The organism is Vreelandella salicampi (genome assembly GCF_013415105.1).
Lineage (GTDB): Bacteria > Pseudomonadota > Gammaproteobacteria > Pseudomonadales > Halomonadaceae > Vreelandella > Vreelandella salicampi.
Genome location: NZ_JACCDF010000001.1, coordinates 456,972 through 481,003 on the forward strand (window position 1 = coordinate 456,972; position 24,032 = coordinate 481,003).

The 24,032-nt window shown below is 53.0% G+C and carries 23 protein-coding genes; 9 read left to right on the forward strand and 14 right to left on the reverse strand.

The annotated features are described in order from the left end of the window. Positions 1–8: 8 nt before the first annotated feature. A complete protein-coding gene (gene pncB, locus HZS81_RS02190) occupies positions 9–1,190 on the reverse strand; it encodes a nicotinate phosphoribosyltransferase (protein WP_179928896.1) in 1,182 nt (393 codons plus the stop codon). Positions 1,191–1,478: 288 nt separating this feature from the next. Here pncB and recB point away from each other — a divergent pair, with 288 nt between their 5' ends. Both recB and recD read left to right on the forward strand, forming a co-directional pair. Beyond that, the gene (gene recB / locus HZS81_RS02195) at positions 1,479–5,144 is read left to right on the forward strand and encodes an exodeoxyribonuclease V subunit beta (RefSeq protein WP_179928897.1); all 3,666 of its coding nucleotides are present in this window, start codon (positions 1,479–1,481) and stop codon (positions 5,142–5,144) included. Beyond that, a complete protein-coding gene (recD, locus tag HZS81_RS02200) occupies positions 5,141–7,489 on the forward strand; it encodes an exodeoxyribonuclease V subunit alpha (protein WP_179928898.1) in 2,349 nt (782 codons plus the stop codon). The genes recB and recD overlap by 4 nt, the downstream gene beginning before the upstream one ends. A gap of 155 nt (positions 7,490–7,644) precedes the next feature. On the opposite strand, the gene HZS81_RS02205 is transcribed toward recD, so the two are convergent. The 3 genes from HZS81_RS02205 to HZS81_RS02215 all read right to left on the reverse strand — a co-directional run bounded on the left by HZS81_RS02205 (position 7,645) and on the right by HZS81_RS02215 (position 12,185). Next, complete coding sequence (locus HZS81_RS02205; RefSeq protein ID WP_179928899.1) at positions 7,645–8,664, reverse strand: hypothetical protein; 1,020 nt, start codon at positions 8,662–8,664, stop codon at positions 7,645–7,647. A 268-nt stretch (positions 8,665–8,932) separates the two neighbouring features. Next, positions 8,933–11,833: a TrlF family AAA-like ATPase gene (locus tag HZS81_RS02210; protein WP_179928900.1), complete on the reverse strand. Its 2,901-nt coding sequence runs from the start codon at positions 11,831–11,833 to the stop codon at positions 8,933–8,935. Positions 11,834–11,879: 46 nt separating this feature from the next. Continuing rightward, on the reverse strand, positions 11,880–12,185 hold the full coding sequence (locus HZS81_RS02215) for a DUF427 domain-containing protein (protein ID WP_179928901.1): 306 nt from the start codon (positions 12,183–12,185) through the stop codon (positions 11,880–11,882). Between the two features lie 167 nt (positions 12,186–12,352). Here HZS81_RS02215 and HZS81_RS02220 point away from each other — a divergent pair, with 167 nt between their 5' ends. Further along, positions 12,353–12,514 carry a hypothetical protein gene (locus HZS81_RS02220; protein WP_179928902.1) on the forward strand — a complete coding sequence of 54 codons (162 nt, stop codon included), beginning with the start codon at positions 12,353–12,355 and terminating at the stop codon, positions 12,512–12,514. Positions 12,515–12,538: 24 nt separating this feature from the next. On the opposite strand, the gene mmuM is transcribed toward HZS81_RS02220, so the two are convergent. Beyond that, positions 12,539–13,507, reverse strand: coding sequence for a homocysteine S-methyltransferase (gene mmuM / locus HZS81_RS02225; RefSeq protein WP_179928903.1), 969 nt, complete (start codon positions 13,505–13,507; stop codon positions 12,539–12,541). A gap of 243 nt (positions 13,508–13,750) precedes the next feature. Beyond that, positions 13,751–14,227: a helix-turn-helix domain-containing protein gene (locus HZS81_RS02230; RefSeq protein ID WP_179928904.1), complete on the reverse strand. Its 477-nt coding sequence runs from the start codon at positions 14,225–14,227 to the stop codon at positions 13,751–13,753. A gap of 187 nt (positions 14,228–14,414) precedes the next feature. On the opposite strand from HZS81_RS02230, the gene HZS81_RS02235 reads away from it, so the two are divergent. Continuing rightward, entirely contained in the window at positions 14,415–14,897 is a 483-nt protein-coding gene (locus tag HZS81_RS02235; protein ID WP_179928905.1) for a DUF2938 domain-containing protein, read from the forward strand. A gap of 15 nt (positions 14,898–14,912) precedes the next feature. On the opposite strand, the gene HZS81_RS02240 is transcribed toward HZS81_RS02235, so the two are convergent. Both HZS81_RS02240 and HZS81_RS02245 read right to left on the reverse strand, forming a co-directional pair. Further along, positions 14,913–15,512: a glutathione S-transferase family protein gene (locus tag HZS81_RS02240; protein ID WP_179928906.1), complete on the reverse strand. Its 600-nt coding sequence runs from the start codon at positions 15,510–15,512 to the stop codon at positions 14,913–14,915. Beyond that, positions 15,512–16,723, reverse strand: coding sequence for a YbfB/YjiJ family MFS transporter (locus HZS81_RS02245; protein ID WP_179929033.1), 1,212 nt, complete (start codon positions 16,721–16,723; stop codon positions 15,512–15,514). The genes HZS81_RS02240 and HZS81_RS02245 overlap by 1 nt, the downstream gene beginning before the upstream one ends. A 148-nt stretch (positions 16,724–16,871) precedes the next feature. Between HZS81_RS02245 and HZS81_RS02250 the strand changes: the two genes are divergently transcribed. Further along, a complete protein-coding gene (locus tag HZS81_RS02250; protein WP_179928907.1) occupies positions 16,872–17,765 on the forward strand; it encodes a LysR substrate-binding domain-containing protein in 894 nt (297 codons plus the stop codon). Between the two features lie 32 nt (positions 17,766–17,797). On the opposite strand, the gene HZS81_RS02255 is transcribed toward HZS81_RS02250, so the two are convergent. Both HZS81_RS02255 and HZS81_RS02260 read right to left on the reverse strand, forming a co-directional pair. Further along, positions 17,798–18,085, reverse strand: coding sequence for a type II toxin-antitoxin system RelE/ParE family toxin (locus tag HZS81_RS02255; protein ID WP_179928908.1), 288 nt, complete (start codon positions 18,083–18,085; stop codon positions 17,798–17,800). After that, positions 18,082–18,270, reverse strand: coding sequence for a hypothetical protein (locus tag HZS81_RS02260; protein ID WP_179928909.1), 189 nt, complete (start codon positions 18,268–18,270; stop codon positions 18,082–18,084). Before HZS81_RS02260 ends, HZS81_RS02255 begins: the two co-directional genes overlap by 4 nt. Positions 18,271–18,783: 513 nt before the next feature. Here HZS81_RS02260 and HZS81_RS02265 point away from each other — a divergent pair. Next, complete coding sequence (locus HZS81_RS02265; protein WP_179928910.1) at positions 18,784–19,017, forward strand: RpnC/YadD family protein; 234 nt, start codon at positions 18,784–18,786, stop codon at positions 19,015–19,017. A 16-nt stretch (positions 19,018–19,033) separates the two neighbouring features. Here HZS81_RS02265 and HZS81_RS02270 read toward each other — a convergent pair whose 3' ends face one another. The 3 genes from HZS81_RS02270 to HZS81_RS02280 are packed head-to-tail and all read right to left on the reverse strand — an operon-like array spanning position 19,034 to position 21,307. Then, on the reverse strand, positions 19,034–19,738 hold the full coding sequence (locus tag HZS81_RS02270) for a haloacid dehalogenase type II (protein ID WP_179928911.1): 705 nt from the start codon (positions 19,736–19,738) through the stop codon (positions 19,034–19,036). Beyond that, positions 19,719–20,954 carry an MFS transporter gene (locus HZS81_RS02275; protein ID WP_179928912.1) on the reverse strand — a complete coding sequence of 412 codons (1,236 nt, stop codon included), beginning with the start codon at positions 20,952–20,954 and terminating at the stop codon, positions 19,719–19,721. Before HZS81_RS02275 ends, HZS81_RS02270 begins: the two co-directional genes overlap by 20 nt. A 17-nt stretch (positions 20,955–20,971) precedes the next feature. Beyond that, entirely contained in the window at positions 20,972–21,307 is a 336-nt protein-coding gene (locus tag HZS81_RS02280; protein ID WP_179929034.1) for a zinc ribbon domain-containing protein YjdM, read from the reverse strand. A 98-nt stretch (positions 21,308–21,405) separates the two neighbouring features. Between HZS81_RS02280 and HZS81_RS02285 the strand changes: the two genes are divergently transcribed. Beyond that, positions 21,406–21,795 carry an ester cyclase gene (locus tag HZS81_RS02285; protein WP_179928913.1) on the forward strand — a complete coding sequence of 130 codons (390 nt, stop codon included), beginning with the start codon at positions 21,406–21,408 and terminating at the stop codon, positions 21,793–21,795. Here the strand turns inward: HZS81_RS02285 and HZS81_RS02290 are convergent. Continuing rightward, on the reverse strand, positions 21,792–22,235 hold the full coding sequence (locus tag HZS81_RS02290; RefSeq protein ID WP_089706096.1) for a GNAT family N-acetyltransferase: 444 nt from the start codon (positions 22,233–22,235) through the stop codon (positions 21,792–21,794). The two genes, HZS81_RS02285 and HZS81_RS02290, sit on opposite strands and share 4 nt — an antisense overlap. 170 nt (positions 22,236–22,405) lie before the next feature. Between HZS81_RS02290 and HZS81_RS02295 the strand changes: the two genes are divergently transcribed. Continuing rightward, positions 22,406–23,236, forward strand: coding sequence for a helix-turn-helix transcriptional regulator (locus HZS81_RS02295; RefSeq protein ID WP_179928914.1), 831 nt, complete (start codon positions 22,406–22,408; stop codon positions 23,234–23,236). 164 nt (positions 23,237–23,400) lie between these two features. Beyond that, a complete protein-coding gene (locus HZS81_RS02300; protein ID WP_179928915.1) occupies positions 23,401–24,012 on the forward strand; it encodes a LysE family translocator in 612 nt (203 codons plus the stop codon). Positions 24,013–24,032 lie beyond the last annotated feature (20 nt).

The following is a 24,032-nucleotide window of genomic DNA, read 5'->3' on the forward strand; positions in this document are numbered from 1 at the left end:
AGCAATAGCTAAGGATTCTCGCGGGTAAGCGACAAAATCCGCTTGGCCAGCGAAATCATCTCCGGGTCGCCGGTGTTCTTTTCCGCCACATCGGAAAGCTTGATCACCGGTAGCCAGCCCTGCCCCTCAGGGCGTGCCTCGACCATCTTGACCACCATGTTCATCGGCTCAACGCCCACGTCGTTGGTAAAGTTGGTGCCGATACCAAACGCCATCCCGATGCGATCCTGGCAAAAGGCATGAATATGCTCGACCCTTTCCGGGGTCAGCGAATCGGAGAAGATAATCGTCTTGCTCAGCGGATTGATACCCAGGCGCTCGTAGTGCGCGATGGTCTGGGAGGCAAACTCGAAAGGGTCGCCGCTATCGTGGCGAACGCCATCGAACAGCTTGGCGAACTTCTTATCGAAGCTGTCGTAAAAGGCCTTGGAGGTAAAGGTATCGGTTAAGGCGATCCCCAGATCCCCGCGATACACATCCACCCAATGCTCAAGGGCAAGGCTATTGGCCATTTTGAAACCGAAGCGCGCGCCGTGGAACATAAACCACTCGTGGGCGTGGGTGCCGATCGGTTTAACACCGTGGCGCATGGCCAGCAGTACATTACTGGTGCCGCTAAACGCCTCGCCGCCGTAATGGCCAAGCGCGCCCACCACGCGGTCGTGAACGTCAAACGAGAAGCGTCGCCGGGTGCCGAACTCGGCAATCTTCAGCCCTAAACGGCGGTAGAGTTCGATCTTCTCCTGAGCGCGTTGCTCAATCACCGCATCGGCCTCAGGCGGGATCGAAACACCGCGCACGAGGTACCAAAGCTCGCTGATCAACGCCATCAGCGGCACTTCCCAGAGAATAGTGCGATACCAGGGCCCTTCGATAATCACCGAAAGGTCACTCCCCTGCTGCTCGATAATCACCTCGCTGGGGTTGTAGTGAAACCCGGCGAGGAAGTCGAGGTAGGTAGGGTCGAGATAAGGGCACGTCGTTTCGAGGTAGCGCTTCTCTTCATCGCGCAGGCGAAGATCCGCCATCTGATTGACTTCACGGCGCAGAGCGGCACCGAAGCCGTCAGGAAAAGCGTGCTCGCCACGATTGATAAAGGCGTAGCGCGCATGGGCATAAGGAAAGCGTTTAATCACGGCGTTCTGCATCGTGATCTTATAGAAGTCATTATCCAGCAGCGATGTCAGCATGAGATCCCATCGTTAGAGTGAACCGAAGCCGCCGGTAGCGTAAACTAATTGCACCCAAAGTGGCTCGGCGACAAGATTATCAGGTGGCGGGGTTCTCATATAGTCTATAGCTCGGGAGTGCTGGATACATACCTGCCTGGGTGTCGACGACAGATTTCCGCGAGGGCGCTGTGAACCCATCCCTGGGCGCTACTTTTTCCATCCCTGGAAAAAAACCCTCGCTTCAATCTGCCCTCACACCCCGCTATCGAGCGTTTTGTTTCTATCGTCGATTACCGGAGATCAGTGATGAGCCAGCCCGCACCACTCAATCCATTGCGTCTACCGCTCCACGGCAGCCGCCTGATAGAGGCAAGCGCGGGCACCGGCAAAACCTTCACTATTGCACTGCTTTACGTGCGCCTGGTGCTGGGCGGCCAGCACAGCGACGACGAGACCGCCTTTGTGCGCCCGCTCACGCCGCCGGAAATCCTCGTGGTCACCTTCACCAACGCCGCCACCCAGGAACTGCGCGAACGCATCCGCAACCGGCTGGTAGAAGCCGCCGGGGTGTTTCGGGCTGACACATCCGACGTAGGCGCCGATTCACTACTTATCCAGCTCCGCGACCAATACGATCCGGCCACCTGGCCCGCCTGCGCCCGCCGCCTGGAACTGGCCGCCGAATGGATGGACGAAGCCGCCGTCTCCACCATTCACAGCTGGTGCTACCGCATGCTGCGCGAGCACGCCTTCGACAGCGGCAGCCTGTTCTCCCTCGACTTGGAAAACGACCAGCACGAACTCGAGCAGGAAGTCGTCCGCGACTACTGGCGCACCTTCTATTATCCGTTGGATGCCGAGGCGCTGGGCAACATCACCCGCTATTGGGCCTCCCCCGACGCGCTGCACGCCCAGGTCGCCCGGCTACTGCCCGAAAGCGAGGCGCTGGGCAGCGAGCGCCCAGAACCCGCCGACACGCTCAGCGCCGCCGAGGCCGAACGCCGCGCCACGTTAAGCGAACTGAAAGCCCCCTGGCCCGCCTGGCTGGATGAGCTCGGCCCCGCCCTTGAAGACGCCGCCAAGCGCAAAGCCTTCAAAGGCCAGAGCTTCAATGCCCGCAGCCGCACCAACTGGCTGGGCGCGCTGCGCGAATGGAGCGAAAGCGACGCCGACCGCCCGGCGCTCACCGACGCCGCCTGGAAACGCATGACGCCGGACGGCATGGCCGAGATCTGGAAAGACGGCGCGCCGCCCTGCCCGGATGCATGGCAAGCGCTGGCCGAACTGCCCGCCGAGCTTAACGCCCTGCCCGAACCGCGCAACGACCTGCTGATTCACGCCGTGCAGTGGTGCAAGGTGCGCCTGGAACGCGAGCAGGAACGCCGCGCCGAAATGGGCCCCAACGACCTGCTCACCCACCTGGACCGCGCCCTGCAAGGCCCCAACCGCGAAGCGCTGGCCGCGCAGATTCTGCGCCAGTTCCCCGTGGCGCTGATCGACGAATTCCAGGACACCGACCCCATCCAGTACCGCATTTTCAACGCGGTGTTCGAGGTCGCCAAGCCCCGGCGCGATGCCGCCATCCTGTTGATCGGCGACCCCAAACAGGCCATCTACGCGTTTCGCGGCGCGGATATCTTCACCTACCTGCAGGCCCGTCAGGACACCGCCGGCCGCCACGTCACGCTGGGCACCAACTTCCGTTCCAGCCGCGCCATGGTCGAGGCGGTCAACCACTGCTTCCGCTACGCCGATCGGCACTCCGCCGGGGCGTTCCTGTTCCGCGAGGGCGACGACAACCCTCTGCCCTTCAACCCGGTGGGCGCCAAAGGCCGCGACGAACAACTGGTACACCAGGGCCAGCCGCTGCCCGCGATGACGCTGTGGCCGCTTGAAAGCGACGAGCCGCTCTCCAAAACCGCCTACCAGACAGAAATGGCCGAGCGCTGCGCCTCTTACATGACAGAACTGCTCGAGGCAGGCCAGCAGGCAGAAAGCGGCTTTCAAGACGGCGACGCCCTCACGCCGCTCAAACCATCCGATATGGCGGTGCTGGTCAACGGCCTGCAGGAAGCCCGCGCGATTCGCCTGGCGCTGGCCAGCCGTGGCGTCAAAAGCGTCTACCTCTCCGACCACGACAAGGTATTCAGCTCGCCCATGGCCGCCCAGGTAGAACGCTGGCTGCGCGCCTGTGCCGAGCCCCTGGCAAGCTCCCGCCAGGCCGAAGCCCATCTGCGTGCAGCATTAGCCACCCCGGTACTGGGCCTGACGCTCGCCGACCTGGACCACCTGCAACAAAGCGAGCTGGCCTGGGAAGAACGGGTGGAGCAGTTCAGCCACTACCACCGGCTGTGGCAACGCCAGGGCGTGCTGCCGCTGGTACGCCGCATGATGGTGGATTTCGACATCCCCGCCCGCCTGCTGGCGGAGTTCGAGGACGGTGAGCGCTTGCTAACCGACCTGCTCCACCTGGGCGAACTGCTCCAGCAGGCCAGCCAGGAACTGGACGGCGAACACGCGCTGATTCGCTTTCTGTATGACGCCATCGCCGACCCGGACAGCCACGGCGACAGCCACAAGCTACGCCTGGAAAGCGACGCCGATCTGGTCAAGGTGGTGACCATCCACAAATCCAAGGGGCTCGAGTACCCGCTGGTGTTTCTGCCGTTTATCGCCAACCACCGCCCGGTTAAAGCCGGTGACGTACCGCTGCGCTGGCACGACGGCGAAGGCAGCCTGCAACTCAGCCTGGACGCCGACGAGACCACGCTGGCCACCGCCGACCGCGAACGCCTGGGCGAAGACCTGCGCAAGCTCTACGTCGCGCTGACCCGCGCCCGCCACGCCACCTGGCTGGGGCTCGCGTCGCTCAAAGGGATTGAGGACAGCGCCATCGGCCACCTGATCAACGGCGGCGAGGCCATGGCGCCGGACACGCTCAACGCAAAACTTGCCGACCTGGCAGCAGGCAGCGACATCCACGTTGACGAACCGCCCGCGCCCACCGCCCAGCGGCTAACGCCCCCCAAGGACACCGCCGCGCTGGGCCACGCCCGCACGCCGCTGCGCCCGGCCAAGGAACACTGGTGGATTGCCAGCTACTCGGCGCTGCGGCTTTCCGGCACGCTGACCGCCCCGGTCACCACGCCGCTGGAACCCACCACCGCCCAGGAAGCCACGGCGTTCGAGGTGCTGGACGAACCTCAGGATCTCGCCCAGCCAGAGGCGTTTCATCTGCATAAATTCCCCAGAGGCCCCGGCCCCGGCACCTTCCTGCACGGGCTACTGGAATGGGCAGGCAGGCAAGGCTTTGACGCCGCCGCCAGCGACGCTGAGAGCCTCGACGATATGCTCTGGCGGCGGGTGCAGCTGCGCGGCTGGCAGAAGTGGCAGGAACCACTTTCCGGCTGGCTGACCGCGCTGCTGACCACCCCGCTGCCGCTGGCCTCTCAACAAAGCGTCGCGCTCACCGAGCTTGCCAGCTACCAGGTCGAGCTGGAGTTCTGGCTGGCCGCCAAGCAGGTGAACACTCAGGCCATCGACGCGCTGGTTAGCAAGCACTTACTGCCGGGGTACGAACGCCCCGCGCTGGATGCCGACACATTGAACGGCATGCTCAAGGGCTTTATCGATTTAGCCTTTGAGCACCAGGGGCGCTTTTACGTGCTCGACTGGAAATCCAACTACCTGGGACCGGACGACAGCGCCTACGAACCGGACGCCCTGCACCACGCGCTGCTCGCCAAACGCTACGACCTGCAGGCCGCGCTTTACCTGCTGGCGATGCACCGGCTGCTCAAAGCGCGGCTGCCCCACTACGACCCGCACCAGCACCTGGGCGGCTCGATGACGGTATTTCTGCGCGGCAGCCGCAGCCCAGGGCGCGGCGTATACACCGAAGCCGCCCCCGTGGCATTGATCGAAGCACTGGATGGCCTGTTTACAGGCACGTCACAGGAGGCCACCGCATGAGCGGTTCACAACACGACCACCACACGCCCGACCTGTTCGGCGACGCCCCCGAAGCCGACCCGCCAAGCACTCCAGCGCAAGTGAACGCTCACCCCGCGCTAAGCAATACAGTCGAGCTGCTGGCACTATGCGAGCGCTGGGTCGCAAGAGGCTGGCTGCGCGACCTGGATCGCGCCCTGGTACGCTTTTTAGCCACGGAAGCGCCGGACGCCCCGCCGCTGCTGTTGATGGCCGCCGCACTCGCCAGCCACCAGCTCGGCCGCGGCCACGTGTGCCTGGACCTCAACGCCACGCTCAACGCCCCGGACTTCGCGCTTTCGCTACCCCCGGAAGGCGACGACCTAACCGACCCACCGCCGCTGCCCAGCGACGTACTGGCCACGCTCACCCTCGCCGACTGGCAAACCGCGCTCAACCACCCCACGCTGATCAGCCAAGGCCCCGGCAACACCCCCCTGGTACGCAGCGACAGCGAACACACCACCCGCCTCTACCTGCGCCGCTACTGGCAGTATGAACAAACCCTGCACCAGGAAATCGCCAACCGCCTCTCCCCGAAAGATGGCGATGAGCTCAATAGCACTTGTAGGAGCCAGACTTGTCGGGCGATAGATTCAGGCACGGAGCCCGCTAGCACTTGTAGGAGCCCGATTCATCGGGCGATGGGTGACGATAGTCACCCTGAATTACTCCCCAACGCCCTAAACGTTCTATTTAAAAAAACCACCACCCTCGACTGGCAAAAAACCGCCTGCGCCCTGGCCGCCCGTAACCGCTTCGGGGTCATTACCGGCGGCCCCGGCACCGGCAAAACCACCACCGTGGTGCGCCTGCTCGCCCTGCTGCAAACCATGCAGCTGGCCCAATCGCCCACGCAACCGCTGCGCATTCGCTTGGCCGCGCCCACCGGCAAAGCCGCCGCAAGGCTGAATGAATCCATCGCCGGACAGGTAAGCCTGCTGCCCACCGAAGCACTGGCCGACTTGTGCGATGACGCCGTCACCGAGCAGCTAAAATCCTCGATTCCCACCGAGGTGACGACACTTCACCGCTTATTAGGCGCACGCCCCGACACCCGCCACTTCCGCCATAACGCCGCCAACCCGCTGGCGTTAGACGTGCTGGTGATCGACGAAGCCTCGATGGTGGATATCGAAATGATGACCGCCGTGCTCAGCGCCCTGCCCGCCCAGGCGCAACTGGTGCTGCTGGGCGATAAAGACCAGCTGGCCTCGGTGGAAGCTGGCGCCGTGCTCGGCGACCTGTGCCGCCGCGCCGAGGCCGCCCACTACACCCCGGAAACCGCCCAGTGGCTGGAAAACGCCACCGGCCAGCCGCTGCCCGAGCACTACCTGGACCCCAACGGCCAGCCGCTCGACCAGGCGATTACCATGCTGCGGGTCAGCCACCGCTTCAACGCCGCCAGCGGCATCGGCCAGCTGGCCCAGGCGATCAACCAGCCCAGCCACGCCCAAAGCGAACGGGAAAAGCACCAGGCGGTGCATGGCGTACTGCACCACGGCTACCCGGATCTGCATCATTTAGTGTTGGGCAATAACGCTGAAAGCAGAGAGGAAGACACCACGCTGGATAAGCTGGTAATTCACGGCAGCCCCGATGCGTTTCCGAACGCGGGCGAAGGACGCACCGACCACGAAGGCGCGCCCATCGCCCCGCCCACAGGCTACCGCCACTACCTGAACACGCTAAAAGCGCAGCGCCCGCAGGGGCTAGCGTTTGAGGAAGATAAAAAGGCGTATAACGACTGGGCCGGCGCAGTGCTCAGCGCCTACAGCCACTTTCAGCTGCTGTGCGCGCTGCGCAAAGGCCCCTGGGGGGTAGAAGGCCTGAACCTGCGCATCTCCAAAACGCTACGCAGCGAAAAGCTGCTGTTCGGCAGCGACCACATGCTGGAAAAAGGCTGGTACGAAGGCCGCCCGGTGCTGGTGACCCAAAACGACTACGGCCTGAAACTGATGAACGGCGATATCGGCATCACTTTGGCGGTACCGGACCCGCGCACGCCGGGTAAATCATTACTGCGCGTCGCCTTCCCCACCAGCGACGAGGAAAAACCCATCAACTGGGTGCTGCCTTCCCGCCTGCACGCGGTAGAAACCGTGTTCGCGATGACGGTACATAAATCCCAGGGTTCGGAGTTCTTGCACACCGCCCTGCTGCTACCGCCCACACCCAACCCCATCCTCACCCGCGAGCTGGTTTACACAGGCATAACCCGCGCTCGCGAATGGCTCACTGTGGTGGAAGCCAAACGCGGGATATTGAATGATGCGGTGACTAGGGAGGTTATGAGAGTTAGTGGGGTGGTAGAAAGGGACAGTTGACTTTTGCGTAGAGCTATTAAATTACAAGCGACAAATTCAATGCGTTTATTAAGTATCTTAACAAGATAGATACAGCACAAATTATTTTGAAGCCTATGATTTTAAAAAACATCCATTAAAAATTTATGAATAGACATCTTTGTAAAAACACTTCTCTAATTATCGCAAGACACAGCCAAATCTAAAACACCAGCTGAGAAAACATCACCATCAAGACATAGTTCATAAATAATATTTTTTTCTTTATTTGTAAGTATTTTTTCGACCACAGGCTTGAATTTACTATGACTAATTTCATTATTCTCATAATCATAATCGGCTAATGTTGCTGCAATAAGGTCAGGGATTCTATTGTAGGAATCATACCAGACTTTCCCTTCTCTTTCAGGCAGACCAAATACGAACTTCTCTTTATAACCTTCACATTTATTAAATGATAAGTTATGATATAGGTTATGTGCCATATCAAATATTATAGGCTTACTGAGTTTAGCAGCTTTATAGCTTAATAGAGCATCTCTATCAGAGAACCAACCAATAACTTCAATTTCTATCTCATTACATATCTGAAATATTAAGTAAGCAATCAATGATGAAACTATCTCAATATCACGGATATATTTAAGATTCGCTCTAGGCTTACATACTTCAGAAAGCATTAGCTCATAATTTTTTAATAAGGTTAAATATTCTTTATTATCCGCATCATTTGAGATCCATACTTTTATTTGGTTGATAGCCATTTTATATCTTGTTATAAGCATCTCTTTCTCATTCAGTGGGTCTAGCCTTCTCTTTTTAGAAATAATAAAAGATATATTTATTATCTCACTGTTATTTATAAATTCAATAAATTCTTTTTTTACCCTCTTAAGTTTTTTAACATCTTTAAACGATAACTTATCAATACTCTTTCCCAATGTAAAAAAATCTTCCGTGTAGGGTAGGATTGAAAATGTAACAACGTCATTAGGTTTATTTTTATCATCAAGAACGTAATCACTAAATACCATCCACTTATTTATGTTACGATTTTTTTCAAAAAAACTCTTAAATCTAGCGTTATTTGATTTTACAAATGTATTATTAAATACTAAAAGAAAGTTATGTAAAACAAAACCTCTTTCTACATCGGCATGTTCGAGAAAGTTCACCCCTAAATTATTTAAATCCAAGCTACCACCCCGTTAAAAATCAATCTTGAAACACAAAAATATAACATATGAAGTATTTCCACCTAACTAAAATATTTCATGTGCACGACACGTACAGGTACAGGTACAGGTACAATTACAAAAATAGCATTCCATAAACAACCGAGATCAACGCTCTTATCTCCCAAAATGCCACTTATCTTCAAAGCATCCATATTTACACTCAGAAATAGTTTCCACAAAACCACCTTGAAATCTCAATTTATCGGCGTATTTTGAAAAATTCCTATCATTTTTTAAAACCATATTTTAACTCTCTTTCTTTAAAAGCAGTTACACCGCCTTCCAGTATCTCACAGACATGTTGACGAATTCCCTTCTTTTTGAGTGCCCTTGATTCATTTTGATCTTCAAATGAACACTCCAAACTACCGCTACAATACTCAAATTTAAAAAATTCATTCTCAATATTGGCTTGTTGTCCAGCTTGATTTGCGACAATCACACATTCTGAGTCAGCAGCAACTACAAGATTGGCATTATGAGTAACCATTATGATTTGTCTTTTTTTCTTTCTTAACTTAATAAACTCATTAAGCTGGTCATATATAGTTCTATTATCAAGATTATCTTCTGGCTGATCTATCAGTATAGGATGCTCAGAGTTACTCAAATAAATAATTAAATTAAGTAGCACCAACCCTCTTTTCCCGGGTGACATTTTTACTATATCATCACCTTTATAATGGACAACAAAACTTATATAGAAACAGTCGCTATATAGACGTTTAATCAAATCAATATCTGTTACACCCTTGCGAAGAGTTGGTATATCTCTATTTCTTTCTATATTTTCTTGAACGATAAAAATATTTTCAGAATGAACATCAATATCAAAACAATAATAACCACTGGTATCTATAAGAGATCCCAGCAGCGCCTGCATATTCCCTCTCCTGTCAAAAGAAGAAACAAACTCTCCGAACCTCTCTTCATTAAAACTTATTTCAGCTGAAATTTTTAAATCTTCTTCAGGTTGGTATTCGGGCTTTAAAATCTCTTCCGCGTATTCCTTATAGCAATTTATAAGCATGCGATACAATTTCTTTATTTCTTCTTTACATTCTATCCCACTCTCTCTAATTGCTATTTTTTTCTTTTCAATATCATCGATATTCTTAAGCTTATGCTCTTCCTTTTTCAATTGATCCGAAGAAGTGTTTAGAGCTTCTTTATCTGTAAACTTCCTCACAATAGGCTTTAAATCCTCTTCAATAGAGAGCATTTTATTTTTAATTTTTTCTATTTCAACAGGAATACCTTTTGATCGCTTTTTAACATGAAAATCAAATTTATCAATAGAACTCTTAAGCTCATCTTCTAAAAACATTAACAGAGATTTCAAATAAGTAGAATTATTCGGCATGTCTACATCAGAAATAATTTTTTCGCAAAAATCAGAAATCAAGTTAATATGATTTGATTTTGAAGATTTTGTTACCTGACTACTGCAAAAATCAAGCTTCTCCAAAACAGCTAACCGATTTTCAAGAGATTTTTTTCTGGAGGTCAGCATTTTATAAGCTGTTTCTTCTTCCAAAGTAAATCCCGATCTTTTTCTTAAGCTTTCAATCTTATCTTTAAGGTTCTTAACTTCACCAGACACAGCTGCCTTAGTTCCATAAGCTTCTGAATCCTTTGTTAATCTGGCATAATTTTCACGCAACTCAAAAAGCTTATCAATTCTTGAAGTCAACTCTTTGTTTATTTCAGCTATCTTCCTCTCTTGATTTATACTAAATGTTTTAAAGTTTTGACTTTGGTTTAAAATATCTTTTACAAGATTATTAAGCTGGCCTTTACCATCCTCCTCTGCAAGGTGATTTATATAAAGCTGAGGTATATAAGTAATGGGCTTAGCATCATCTTTTTCACTAAGTTTACTTATTTCGCCATTACCCCATTCAACTTCAAAATCAATGCCAGATAAGTCACTGTATGAAGATGCCTTTGATAGATTTATTTTTTGATCAACCTCTTCTTTATTAATAGCTTTGGCAATATGATAAAGGAGAAGCGACTTACCAGACGACTTTCCTCCAATTATTGTATTTAAATCTGGGTTTATGGGCTGCCAACTTTCACTAAATAAGCCTCTTTTCTGCTCATCTAAATACCTGACTCGACTAATAACTTGATAACCACTTTTTTGTTGTGGACTTAATTCTTGGATAGCCACACGAGAACTAGGTTCATACAAAACCGATTTTAAGCCTTCAAAGGTTGCATCTGCTTTAATCCAAGTGATTCTATTTTCATCTGGCTTGAATAGATTTTCGTTATTATGAGCATCTGATCCCCATACGCATGGTTTAATCGGCCCAAATTCTTTTTCGTGTGCTTCTTTATCAGCTCCTCCAAGAAGGAATTTACGTGTATTATGGTTTGATGAAAATATAAAATGTGCTTGCTTTATAAGATTTTTTCTTATGCTATGTCCTTGTGAATTCCAATTAACCTCGCTTAAATCTTCATCACATGGTAAACCTACTAAATAATTGCCTCGAAAGTTTGAATTATCATTAAGGATAGATATTAAATCATCTTCGTCTACAGAAGCATTTAGCATTCCTACATACAGCGCGTTACCACTCTTGGAAAATGGGGGGTGCTCTTCAATCAGCCTACGTCCTAATTCTTCCAAATTAGATTTCGTAAGCGGTCTTTTTTCTACGGTGGCCCCAGAGGCAGCATTAAAATTAAATTTTATTTGAGATATAAAATCACTTTCCATTTTTTCAATAGATACTTCATCAGATAACAAAATATGATAATTAACTTTTCTATTCCAAGTTAAACCCTTCTCTTTACTAATAATTAATTTTTCAATTCTAAACTCAATATTTGGAAAAACTCTTATTTCTTTTATCTTCCTAATTTCATCTTCATCAAACAGGGCCTGTAATTTACCTATGTTATCTAAATACTCTCTTTTAAGTATTTTATATCCCTCAGGTAAATAATAATCAGTAATGCCTATTACGCTAATATCGTTTTCTATTGCTTTTTTAAAAAGCGTTTTTACGTAAGAGTCCCAATCACTCCCGAATCCATTGTTCAATACTGAAAGAGGAGTATGTACGTGTAGATCCCACTTTCTCCACTCGGAACCTCTAGGATAAAAAGCCATAACCACCTCATTAAATTAATTTCATTTCATTTTAATTTTGAAACTTTCAACCTGGTATTTCCCTGCCCAATGTTACATGCGATCTGTCATTCAGCCATTCATATTCTAATATCATCCTAAACATTACCCAGCAAAAACACATAGTATAATCCTTAAAAGGAAAATAGATTGCAGTATCTGTAACAGTGAGTAAATCCATCCGCACGTCTTCGCGTGGGAAGTAGTGGCGTGGCGGGCAGCCGGTTTCGCGGAGTTCGAGGGCTTGAGTGGAGTCGGCGATTAGCTTGCCATCCACATGCACCTGCACGCGCTGGTTAACGGGATGAAGCTCGATGCGAGGTGCCTGTGGCATTCGGTTGTTCCCTGCGGCGTTTTTTCGCTCTAGTAAAATCAGCCTAGCAGTTGGCTCCCTTGAATCCTACGCTTACCTCATCAAACTTTAGGATACGGGCATGACGTGGGTCATATTGATGCCATTGCTACCGCTATACCAATGCCTTTGGCTGAAGTAATAAATGCTTGGGCTTTGAGAAAGGACGTTTGGAAGGGCTTCAGGAAGGCGAGCAGCGCGCTTTGGAAGGCAAACGCTACGCGGCCCGTAAGCTGATCGCTCGCACCGAAATGGATGATCAGATGATTGCGGACATCGAAGAGCTGCCCGTCGATGAGGTGGAGAAGTGACGGGCAGAGACTCGGCATTAAAGCCTAAGCAAGCTGGCGTGACCGCCGCCACTCGGCCAGCGCTTGAATATCCTCTGGTGTCGTCCGGCAGCAACCGCCAATGCCTGACGCGCCTGCTGCCAGCCAGTGCTCTCCCCCTTGTGCCAGCCCGGAAAGATCGGCAGCGGTATGATCGCATTGGGCCGGGTGCCAGGTTTTAGTCACCGGGTCGTACACTTCCCCTGAGTTGGGGTAGACCAACACCGGCAGGTCGCACTGACGCCGGATCGCCTGAATCAGCGATTCAATGTGGGGCAACGCCGTGCAGTTCACGCCGATCGCCGCCACGCCCGGGCGGTTGGCCAGGGCTGCCGCACATTCCTCGATCGGCGTGCCATCGCTGATGTGTTGGCCATCCTTCGCTGAGAAGGTGATCCAGGCCTGCGCGCCCGGATGTTCGGCCAGCAAATCTGTGATCGCCAGCGCTTCTTCCAATGAGGGCAAGGTTTCTGCGGCCAGTAGGTCCGCCCCCGCTGCCAGCAAGAGTTCAAAACGCTCGCGGTGAAATTCAACCAGCCCGGCGCGATCCAGGTCATAGCCGCCTCGGTATTCACTGCCATCCGCCAGATAAGCGCCATAAGGGCCGACGGATGCGGCCACCAACGGTTTGGGCCGGTCGGTTTGGCCAGGCTGCCAGACCGCATCCCGCGCCTGTTGAGCCAGCGTGACCGATAACTGAATCAACGCCCGCGCCTCTTCTGCCGTCAGCCCCGCCTGCATAAAGCCCGGCACCGTGGCCTGATAGCTGGCGGTAATCGCACAATCGGCCCCGGCTTCAAAGTAAGCCTGATGAACCTGACGGATCTTCTCCGGGGCCTGAGTCAACAAACGCGCCGACCAGAGGGCGTCATTGAGGTCGCAGCCTAGCGCTTCCAGCTCGGTGGCCAAGGCACCGTCGATGACCATAAAGGGTACGTCGGCCAACAGGGCTTTGATCGGATTCGACTCACTCATAGGGGGCTGTTCCTAAACGGGGTTGTGCGCATGGTGATATCCCTATCTTTGGCCTAACGAGGCAACAGGCGCCCAGCGGCCTGACTTAAAAGAGCACCATTTTAGTGCATCTCGCCATTTCAAAAAAGCATATAAGCAAGCCTAGATATTCTTGTTTTGAATACATAAGCCAGGCACGGGTGATTAGCGCTGGAACCAGTGCGTCACCCCACTGCCAGGCGATCACTCAGTCAGGACTATTTTTCAGTCTCTACCTAACGATGATGCCTCGCGACTACCCCCTCCACCCTTCCGCCTCGTGCGGGCCTTTTTCTGCTCACGCCCTCGCGTCGCCTGGCGCGTTTGTGCAATCCGCATCAGACGTTGAAAGGTGGGGCATTCCAGATGACTTGGCGCCGTGCAAGTCACCACATGACGCAAACCATCACGTAGTGCTGTCAGTTCTTTGATGCGGCGATCCAGGAGATCCGCCTTGTCACTCACCATCTCACGGTCGATTTCCGGCTCTCGTTCAGAACCCAGCATTTCGCGTATTTCGGCCAGCGAAAACCCCGCGACCTGCCCCAGCGCAATCAATGACAAGCGCGTTAATACGTCCGTTTCGAAAACCCGGCGCAACCCATTGCGCCCAACTGATCTGATCAGCCCCACTTCTTCGTAATAGCGCAGTTTCGAGGCGGGAATGCCGCTTTTACGGGCGAGTTCGGCAATATCGAGCATGGCACTTGACTTCAAGTTGACTTGAAGTAATAAGCTACTTCGCCTCACCCTAGCCTTCAAGGAGATTGAGGAAGATGCCTCTTTTCAATAATCAGGCTCGTTTCACCCACAGGGTCAGCCCTGCCTTTACGCGATTGGCAGTCGTTCAGGCCACACTGATTTTCGCCATTACCTTGGTTGCACCGAAATGAACGGGCTGCTGATCGATGCTCTATTGCTCGGCGTTGGGGCGACCGCTTTCATGGATATCGTAGCACTGTTGCAAAAACGCCTGCTGGGTATCCCCTCACTGAATTACGCGATGGTCGGGCGCTGGCTGGGTCACTTGCCGAGCGGCAGGTTCATCCATCGGCCTATCGGCAATAGCGCACAGATCCAAGCAGAAGCTCCTCTAGGGTGGTTTGCGCATTACCTGATTGGGATCGCTTTCGCTATGACGTTCCTGGTATTTGTTGGGCCGGACTGGCTCGCCCGCCCTACGCTCATGCCTGCGCTAGGTTTCGGTGCGATGACGGTGCTTGCGCCTTTTCTTGTCCTGCAACCTTGCTTGGGCGCAGGGATCACCGCCCGTAAGACACCTCAGCCAAACGTCGCTAGGCTTCGCAGCCTTGTGGCACATTCCAGCTTCGGTTTTGGTCTATGGATTGCGGGCTTGGGATGGTTGCTTTGATGTGGTCAGCCTCTACTAACAGAATGCCGTCTGCTGGAAGCTCTTTGTTGCGACCATGCCAGCGTGCCAAACCTGAAGTTGTGGATACGCTTCTTTCCAGCGCACCTCTGGCAACCTGAAAGCTAAGTAATCGAGCGCAACGGCTATCGCGATTTCACCGAGATTAACTGACGAGGCAAAGGGTTTTTTAAGCTCGCGGTTCAGTTGTTTTAAGATTCGCTGTAGGGCTCGTTGGCGTCTTAGCCCGAGTTCGCTCTCTTCGATCTCATTGCCGTAATGCTTTCTTGCAATCACGGTCGTGAAAGCGGCATCCATCAGGTTTTGGCCCAACCCAGCCAGGTGCAACACATCACCCAAACACGTTGAGGGAATCATTGGCTTGTTGGGACTGATGCCATCCAGATAAACGGCAATCAGCATCGACTCGCTTAGCGTGGTGCCGTCCTCTGTTATCAGCGCGGGAATGCGCCCGGCGGGATTGGCCTTTAATAGAGCGGCATCGTCTGCCCAGGGGTCGCACCACTTCAGCGTAACGGCCTCATCTAGCCCTTTTTCAATTAAAACGATGCGCGCCAGGCGCGCATAAGGCGACGTTGCGTTCAGGTAGAGTTCCATTATTGCCTCCTATTTTGAACAGTGAGATGGCTGTGGCGCTGTTGCACACCACGGCTTAGAAGCACCAGCAAAAAGCCTCCCGCTAGCATGAGGCCGCCGATGGCAAACAGTGGCGTGTAGCTGCCCCAAAGCGCATAGAGCGCTGACATGGCATAACCTGCCACCGCTTGGGCGGCAGCGAAGGCAGCGGTGGCTTGTCCCCAGAGCTTTTTGTGGGCGGTTGGCCCTACCAGCTCAGCAAGGCGACCAGAGGTGAGTGCAACAATGCCGGGGATCATCGCTCCCACCATGAAGGAGGAAACTGATTGACTGAGGAATGCTAGCGAGAACACCAGCAGTGAAACAGCGGCGGCCTTCGCCACAAAGGCGATCGCTAAACCGCGATGCCAACCCACTCGCTGCGCCAGTGCGCCTACCATGAACGGCCCACACAAGGCGCCCAACCCAAAGATGCCCCACTGAAGCGAAGCGGCTTGATTACCCAGGTCGTTTTCCCTGGCGAGATAGTCCACCCAGAACACGGTATGGGGCACAAACCCAACCGCATCCAGGGCATAAGCACCGATGACAAGCAGCACGACTACCTTTACGCCCGCATAGTCCTTGTGACCATTGCCCCCTGAGCTAGCCGCTACCGGTGAGGCCAGGCGAGTGACGCCTCGGTCGCATATAAGACCCGCAATAATGCAGAGCAGCCCCAGCGTGCCCCAGGTGAACGCTAGGCTTAACTCAATGAGTAACGGCACGATGGAGGCCGAAAGCAGTGCCCCTAGACCAATACCGGTAAACACCATGGCACCGACACGGGTTCGCTTTTCAGGCGGGGTAGCTGCCAGCGCCAGCGAAGGGCCAACGACCATTAAGATGGCCCCGGCAATGCCCGAGACTAACCGCCAGAAGAAGAACCAGGTGAAACCGCCCTCCCCGGCGCAGAGCACAAAGCTTAGCGCGATACCCGCGAAACTTGCGCCGACCACCTTGCGAGGAGAAAAACGCTCGCTCAGCGAGTGGGCTGCGAGTGCGCCGATAAAGTAACCCAGCAGGTTGGCGGCCCCAAGGTAGGCGCCTTGGCTCGCGGTGAACCATCCCTGTTGAATAATCGCAGGCAGTAGCGGCGTATAGGCAAAGCGAGCAATGCCAATTCCCGCCAACGTCGCCATTATCCCGGTTAACAGCGCGGGCACGTCTTGGCTATTAAGCTTACTGTTCATCATATTATGTCCTTTTCGTGCCGCCATTCAGACAAGGTGGGCAGCGCGTTGGTACACAGACAGACTACGTGCGAGGAACTATTTCTAGAAACGATTAGTTTTGATCGCTACTATCTTGTTTAGAGATAGCCTGACAGGGAGAGGGCGCGTGCAACTTAAATCGCTGCGACTATTCATGGCGGTGGCCGAAACAGGCAGCTTCGTGGCGGCCGCAAAACAGCTACACACCGTGCAATCCAACGTGACGGCCCACATTAAGAAACTTGAGGAGGAGTTAGGCGTACAGCTCATTCACCGTGCGGGGCTAGTCCGCCCTACGAATGCGGGGTTGGCGCTTGTGGAATATGCTGAGCGCATGTTGGCTGCCCATGATGAAGCGGTATCGCTATTTAAGGGGCAAGATAAGACCTGTGGCCAGCTACGCATAGGCGCCATGGAAACCACAACGGCACTGCGCCTTCCGCCTATACTGGCCGCGTACCACGCAGCGCAGCCCGAGGTTGATATCAAACTCAAGACCGGCCCAACGGCTGAACTGGTTGAATGGTTGCTAAACGGCCAGGTGGACTGTGTCTTTGTGGCCGGGCGTATCGAGCATCCCCGCTATCACTTGCTCAAAGCGTTTAGCGAGCAACTTGTGTTAGTGGGCTCAGCGCCTATGACGACGATGCCCTCTTCACAAGAACTGCTGACGTCTGCCTTCTTGGCGTTTCGCCAGGGGTGTAGCTACCGACAGCGTATCGAGTTATTGCTGGCGTCTTATGGCGTCAATGCAGGCCGGATATTCGAGTTCGGTTCACTGGACGCAATGCTGGGCTGCGTCTCTGCGGGGATGGGCTACACGGTGCTGCCCCGTGTGACGGTCGAAGCTCACCAACACCGTTTCGAAGTTCACTACCTGGAATTGCCCACGTCCATCGCTAATATTGATACCTATTTTGTCGCCTCCGAACAGGAGTCCTGGACGCCCGCCCTGGCAAGCTTCGCTGAAACGTTGCGTGACGCGGTGGTGGTGGATGAGCCTCAGCTTACAGCGTCGTGAGGTGGGTACCTACACTACGCTATAGCGTCGCCCTATTCGCTTTCCAGTCGGTTCATAGATGCGTGTAGGACGGCGAGAACGTCAATTTGATCTGGTTTGATGTAGTAAATAATGCGGTAAGCGCCACACAAGACTTCCCTTATTTGCGCGATATCGTACTCGGGTACCTTGCGTCCTGAAGCGGGGAAATCACCGATCTGTTGTGACCTTCGGGTGATTTTATCAACGGTACTCAACGCATAAGCTTCTGAGTCCTGCGCAATATAGGCATAAATCGCTTCCAAATGAGCTTCTGCTGTTGCTGTCCAGAACACATTCATTCAGGCAAGCCGTATTTCTTGCGAATATCTGCCACGTTCGTAATGTTACCCGCTTGGCTATCTGCCATGCCCTTTTCGATGGTCTCTCGGATGTAGATCTCATACATAAGGTCTTCCCAGGTGGCATTCGCAGGAAGTTGCTCAATTAGCTTGTGTGCGTCGTCTTTGCTCATCGTAGCTGACATGGTGACTACCTTTGTTAGGTACGTAGAAAATGCTGCTGGAGGATACCCTGGGTTACCGAGAGTGTTGCGGTTTATGCCGTTTTCTGCAAATACATCGCCAAGGTCGATACCAAATTTGCCGCCTCCGAACCGGAAACCTGGACACCCGCCCTGGCAAGCTTCGCTGAAACGTTTCGTGATGCAGTGGTGGTGAATGAGTCTTAGTTGACTGCATCGTGAGGTGGATCGAAGAATTCGGGGGGTTATATAGGTCTCTCTTCTCTCTCATGAGCCAATAGTTGCTTCCCGAAAACCCGCTATTTATTCTTAGATATATATCTTTTTTTGCGAAGCGGTAGTGCAGCGCATTGATACGAGGGGTAGGCATGAGCGATCAGGAGGATAGTCGCCACGGTGACCACCCGCGATCAGGTTTTACGGCTGTTCAATATCATCGATTGGATGATCTAATTGCCTAGAAGTTTAGATCCTGACTTTGCACAGGCGGTCTACGCCATACAGGAGGAGAAGCACATGCCTTACGTCAACACGATTGAGAGACTGGGTATTGAGAAAGGACGTCAAGAAGGACGTCAAGAAGGACGTCAAGAAGCGCAACAAGAAGCTGAGCAGCGTGCATTGGAAAGCAAGCGTAATGCAGCCCGTAAGCTAATCGCTCGCACCGAAATGGATGACCAGATGATCGCCGACATCGAAGAGCTGAGCGTGGAAGAAGTAGAAAACTTGCGGGCTGAGACACAGCACTAAGCTCGCCTTCTCTCTCTTACCTTCTCTCTCTTATTAGCCGCTCGCTCAACGCGACGAGATCTTCAGCCACAAAATCCCATGCTTCCTCTGCTTCTAAATCTTTGCTCTGTTGAGGGCCATATTCTGTGCGTCGGGGTATAAACGCTGTTTTCATTCCTAATGCACGGGCAGCACGCAGGTCAGCATTATGCGCCGCACACAGCATTACCTCTTCAGGCGGTAGGCGTAGCAGACGGCAAGCGCCTAAATAAACCTCCGAATCAGGCTTGTAGTGCTCGAATAACTCGGCGCAAAAAATCATATCCCACGGTAACTTGGCGTGACGGGCAACATCGACCATTAATGAGACATTACCGTTGGTCAGCGTTGCGATGATGGTGTGCTCTTTCAAGCGCTGTAGGCCATGTGGGACATCCGGCCAGGGCTCTAATTGGTGCCAAAAGTAATTGACGCGATCAATGGTCGCTTCGTCTAGCGCAATCCCATGTTGATTGAGTAGTTTGACTAAGCTTTCTCGATGCAGATCATCTAATACCGTCCAGGGGATTTCCCCTCTGCGTACCCTGTCCATGGAAGGCGCATAAAGCTGACGCCATTGATCAGCTAGCACTTCACTAGGCAGTTCAATCCCCAACTCTTTCTCTAGCGCATTGAACTGATGAATCAAACTGGAGCGCCAATCAACAATAGTGCCAAATACGTCAAACACGATCGCTTTCATTCATTTCTCCTTGCCGCTGGATGGTCATTAATAGCCCCAATAACGTCATGGCGATCAGCAGACTCCAGCCGAGCATAAAACTGCCACTTATATCTAACAGCCACCCAAGGAGTGGTGGTATCGATACAATCGCCAGTTGGTTAATCGCCATGGCTAGACCTAGCACAAAACCGGTTTTATCAGCAGGTGCAGACTCAGCCACATAAGCGACCCAAGGGCCGTACCAACCAAAACCAAAAAAGCCCAACCAAGCCATCAAACCGCTCAGCATGAGCGTTGAGTGAAGCGGCAGCCAAACCAATACCAGCAACCCGACGATTACCGCCACCATGCACACCATGACCGGAAAATAGCGCGAGCGACAGCGGTCGCTCCAGGCCGCCAGCAAAATACGCCCGGCAACCCCGGCCCCCTGGGCTACGAATAGCAACGTCGCCGCCTGCAGTACCTCCATCTGCAAACGACTATGCAGATAGAGCACGGTAAAAATCAAAATACCGTACTGAACCGAGATTAAACTAATACCGGACGCCATGATCTGCTTCATGGCCGGTTCGCGAATCATCGCCAGTCGCGACAAGATGATGTTTGTCACGCTGCCTTCAGAGGCTCTTGCGACCGGCACCACGCCAATAGGGGCACGGTAAAAAAGCATAAAGACCAACGCCCCGAAGATCGCGATCAGCCCACCCACCAGAAAAGAGGCACGCCACCCCCAGGTGATCGCGACGGTTGGTAGTATGATCGCGGCCAGCGCCCCGCCCAGTGGCAAGCCTGCCTGGCGAATCCCCATGGCAAAACCACGCTGGGATTTGTCAAACCAAGCGGCTACCGATTTGCTACCGCCAGGCTGAGCGGTACTGTAGCCTGCCCCTACAATGACCAAAAACAGCAGCATGGCCCAGTAACTCTCCGCCAGCACGGCAGCGCTAAGCGCAATGCCCACAATGAGGGTTCCCACTCCCACCACCAAACGCTCACTGAACCTGTCCAGCAGTTCCCCGGCAACTAACAGCCCGACTAAAGGCACCAGTTGAGCAGCAGAGACCAGCGTCCCAATCTGAAATGCAGAAAGCGCCATATCTGCCTGTATATACACGCTTATGGCGCCGATGCCTTGAACGAAAAAGCAAGCCGCTGCTTGAGCAAGGGTGGCTATCAGCAGAATAACCCATCGGTAATGTCGGCTAGCAGTCATCGGCGGCACGGTTGTCATGTAAGTTCAGATTTTAGTCAGGCCTTTTTCACAAAATGGGCGGTGACCATCATGTCGCCGACGCCGTCGACCTTGCAGTCCAGTTGGTGATCCTTGCCTTCTTTGAGCCGCTTGATAACGGCTTTGGTACCCACCTTGAGTACCAGTGAACTGCCTTTGACCTTGAGGTCTTTAATCATCGTTACCTTGTCGCCTTCCGATAACAGGGTGCCGTGGGCATCTTTTACAGTTAAGGTGTCTTCCGCCTCTGGCTCAGCGGGGTTCCATTCGTGGCCGCATTCCGGGCAGATGAGCAGGCTTTGATCCTGATAGACGAATTCAGATTGGCAACTTGGGCAAGGTGGGCACGACATAAATGATGGCTTCTGCGGTTTGATTTGCTGCTTATGATACTGGGCCTGTGTACCCTTGGCGAATGCCTTCACGCCTGCCCAGGAAAGGAGAAGCAAAGATGAGCAAGTTTGATCTAAAAGCGACCTATCGCGGCTACATCGCCTGCCTCAATAAGCAGGCGTGGACGAACCTTGGCCAGTTCGTGCATGACGATGTTCGCCACAACGGCAAGCCGCTGGGGCTCGATGGCTATCGCGCCATGCTGGAAGCCGACTACGAGCAGATACCTGACCTTCACTTCAACATTCAGCTGTTGATCGCTGATCCGCCAAATATTGCGTGCAGGCTTCGTTTCGATGTCACGCCTAAAGGCAGCTTCCTGGACTTACCTATCAATGGGCAAAAAGTGACGTTTTGCGAGAACGCGTTCTACCTTTTCCACAACAAAAAGATTTGCGAGGTCTGGTCGGTCATCGATAAGGCCGCGATTGAAGCTCAACTTGGCTAAACGTTCTGATTATTCCCATTAATAAACGAATACAGCTGAATATCTGAACGACACGCCCAGCCCTGGCTGGCCCAGAACTGTCTGGCGGTTTCGTTCTCGGCCATAATCATTAGGTGCGATTTCAGTATCCCTTCGTTTTTCAGCGCTTCCAGGCATAGGCTAACCAACTGTGTCGCAATGCCTTTTCGGCGGTGGGCGTCCGCAACCGATAAGTGCTGGATATAGCCCCGCTTGCCATCGTGGCCCGCCATTAACGTACCCACCAGCTTTCCCTCTGCTCCTTTCTCTACTTCGGCCACAAAGCTCAAGCCGGGGTTACGCAGTAGGTACTTCTCGATGCCTTCTCGTGAATCGGCATCGCGCAGGCGAACGCCTTCACTCTCGCTCCATAGAGCGATGGCGGCCTCGTAGTCGTTAATGGTCATCGTGCGGTAGTGCATTAATTTGGGCCTCACTGAGTAGTGGTTAAGTTGAAGCTCTGTTCGTTTAGGTTTCTTATTTCAGGCTAATTTGTACGCTTATTGTCCCACAGCCGATTAGCAATTATGTACAAGCATTAGGAGGCGGGGCTGCATAAGCTAGGTGGTGTGACTAATCAGGAGGGGGCGGCATGAGTAACGCAAGCCGGTTTCAATTCATCAAAAGCCAGCACGTGCCAACACTGACGGTGCTTCACGCGGCTATTGAGGATTTCAGCTACGACCGCCATGCCCACGAGGAGTATGCCTTCGGCGTAACGCTGGCGGGACGGCAGGATTTCTTCAGCGGCGGGCAGTTTCATCGTAGCCCACCGGGCAACGTTATTTTGTTCAATCCAGAGGAAGTTCACGACGGCCAACCGGGCGGTGAGCGCGTGCTGGATTACCTGATGGTGTATGCACACCCCGAGCAGGTTAAACCCTTGTTTGCTGATGCCCTGGGGCACGAGCATACGACTGACTTTCACTCAAATAACACCCTTGTTCAGGATGTACGGCTGCGCAATGCCATTTTGGAACTGGCGCGCTTGGTCACTTCTCACTCCGGTAGCTGTATTGATCAGGAGAACGCGCTTTATCAGGTGATCGAGCGCACGGTGCAGCTCGGTGGTGTTTCTCAGCCCAACCAGGCGCCCTCTCGGCCCGATGCGCTGCTGGGCTTGGCGAAAGAGTATATCCACGCCCATCTGGACGTCGATCTCTCTCTTGATGACATCAGCCAAGCAGCGCACCTATCTAAATACCATTTCTTGCGTCTGTTTCGTCAGCATTACGGCATTACGCCGCATCAGTATGTGATTAATTGCCGGATCAATGCGGCCCGCTCCGCGCTAGATCAAGGCGCTTCCCTGACCGAGGTCGCTTTGCGTTATGGGTTTGCCGATCTCAGCCATTTCAATCGTCGCTTTAAGCGCATTTATGGCATGACGCCCCATAAGTATCAGCGTGATATCGCGCGCTAGGCTCTGAACGAAAACTGGCTGCGCTCGCCAATACTGCGTTAAAAATCATCTCAAAATGCTCATTTACTCCCCGTAAACTCCGCTTTTTCGTTGATTTTTGCCTTGTCTAGCCTTCGCTCGCCGACTTTTCGTACAGACCCTTACACCTAAATAGAGGTTTCACCATGTTAGCAATCGTCGCCTATGCCTTAGGCGCTATGTATTCACCTGGGCCTGTGAATCTGCTTGGCCTGAATATTGGTATCAATGGTCGCGCCAAACAATCGGTAGGATTTTGCCTGGGGGTGGGCACCGCCATGCTGGTTTACTTATTGGTATTGGGCTGGGTGGGGGCCGCTTGGATTAACGATGAAGCACTGCTTGTGGTGAGTGCTTTGGGTTGTGGCTATATTGTTTATCTCGCGAGCAAAATTGCCCGTTCAAGCATTGATTTAAGCAAGCCGGATAACGCCCCTCGGCTGTTAAGTTTTCGAGACGGGCTGATCATGCAGTTGCTTAACCCCAAAGCCATTTTGGCCACCCTGCCCATTGCCACACTGCAGTTTCCTGCCGCTGACATACATGGGCTTAGCTTAGTGGTTTGGGCGTTCGGGCTGGCGATGCTAGCCGCGGGCGCACCCGGCAGTTATGTGATGATCGGCAGCGTGGTAGGCAATCGTATCAAAAGCCCAGGAATCGTTAAGCGCTTCAATTGGCTGATGGCGGGGTTGCTGGTCGCCGTGGCGTTATCGATTGGTTATGAGCACGTTTGGTTACCGCTCACGTCTACTGCCTAGCTTGATAACGCGTTCCTACT

Coding starts and splice junctions, on each gene's coding strand:
- HZS81_RS02270 (WP_179928911.1), bottom strand. CDS start 19,738: ATGAAAGCGATCGTGTTTGACGTATTTGGCACTATTGTTGATTGGCGC.
- HZS81_RS02295 (WP_179928914.1), top strand. CDS start 22,406: ATGAGTAACGCAAGCCGGTTTCAATTCATCAAAAGCCAGCACGTGCCA.
- HZS81_RS02215 (WP_179928901.1), bottom strand. CDS start 12,185: ATGCCACAGGCACCTCGCATCGAGCTTCATCCCGTTAACCAGCGCGTG.
- recD (WP_179928898.1), top strand. CDS start 5,141: ATGAGCGGTTCACAACACGACCACCACACGCCCGACCTGTTCGGCGAC.
- HZS81_RS02210 (WP_179928900.1), bottom strand. CDS start 11,833: ATGGCTTTTTATCCTAGAGGTTCCGAGTGGAGAAAGTGGGATCTACAC.
- mmuM (WP_179928903.1), bottom strand. CDS start 13,507: ATGAGTGAGTCGAATCCGATCAAAGCCCTGTTGGCCGACGTACCCTTT.
- pncB (WP_179928896.1), bottom strand. CDS start 1,190: ATGCTGACATCGCTGCTGGATAATGACTTCTATAAGATCACGATGCAG.
- HZS81_RS02300 (WP_179928915.1), top strand. CDS start 23,401: ATGTTAGCAATCGTCGCCTATGCCTTAGGCGCTATGTATTCACCTGGG.
- HZS81_RS02290 (WP_089706096.1), bottom strand. CDS start 22,235: ATGCACTACCGCACGATGACCATTAACGACTACGAGGCCGCCATCGCT.
- HZS81_RS02235 (WP_179928905.1), top strand. CDS start 14,415: ATGAACGGGCTGCTGATCGATGCTCTATTGCTCGGCGTTGGGGCGACC.
- HZS81_RS02265 (WP_179928910.1), top strand. CDS start 18,784: ATGCCTTACGTCAACACGATTGAGAGACTGGGTATTGAGAAAGGACGT.
- HZS81_RS02260 (WP_179928909.1), bottom strand. CDS start 18,270: ATGTCAGCTACGATGAGCAAAGACGACGCACACAAGCTAATTGAGCAA.
- HZS81_RS02285 (WP_179928913.1), top strand. CDS start 21,406: ATGAGCAAGTTTGATCTAAAAGCGACCTATCGCGGCTACATCGCCTGC.
- recB (WP_179928897.1), top strand. CDS start 1,479: ATGAGCCAGCCCGCACCACTCAATCCATTGCGTCTACCGCTCCACGGC.
- HZS81_RS02230 (WP_179928904.1), bottom strand. CDS start 14,227: ATGCTCGATATTGCCGAACTCGCCCGTAAAAGCGGCATTCCCGCCTCG.
- HZS81_RS02245 (WP_179929033.1), bottom strand. CDS start 16,723: ATGAACAGTAAGCTTAATAGCCAAGACGTGCCCGCGCTGTTAACCGGG.
- HZS81_RS02240 (WP_179928906.1), bottom strand. CDS start 15,512: ATGGAACTCTACCTGAACGCAACGTCGCCTTATGCGCGCCTGGCGCGC.
- HZS81_RS02280 (WP_179929034.1), bottom strand. CDS start 21,307: ATGTCGTGCCCACCTTGCCCAAGTTGCCAATCTGAATTCGTCTATCAG.
- HZS81_RS02255 (WP_179928908.1), bottom strand. CDS start 18,085: ATGAATGTGTTCTGGACAGCAACAGCAGAAGCTCATTTGGAAGCGATT.
- HZS81_RS02275 (WP_179928912.1), bottom strand. CDS start 20,954: ATGACAACCGTGCCGCCGATGACTGCTAGCCGACATTACCGATGGGTT.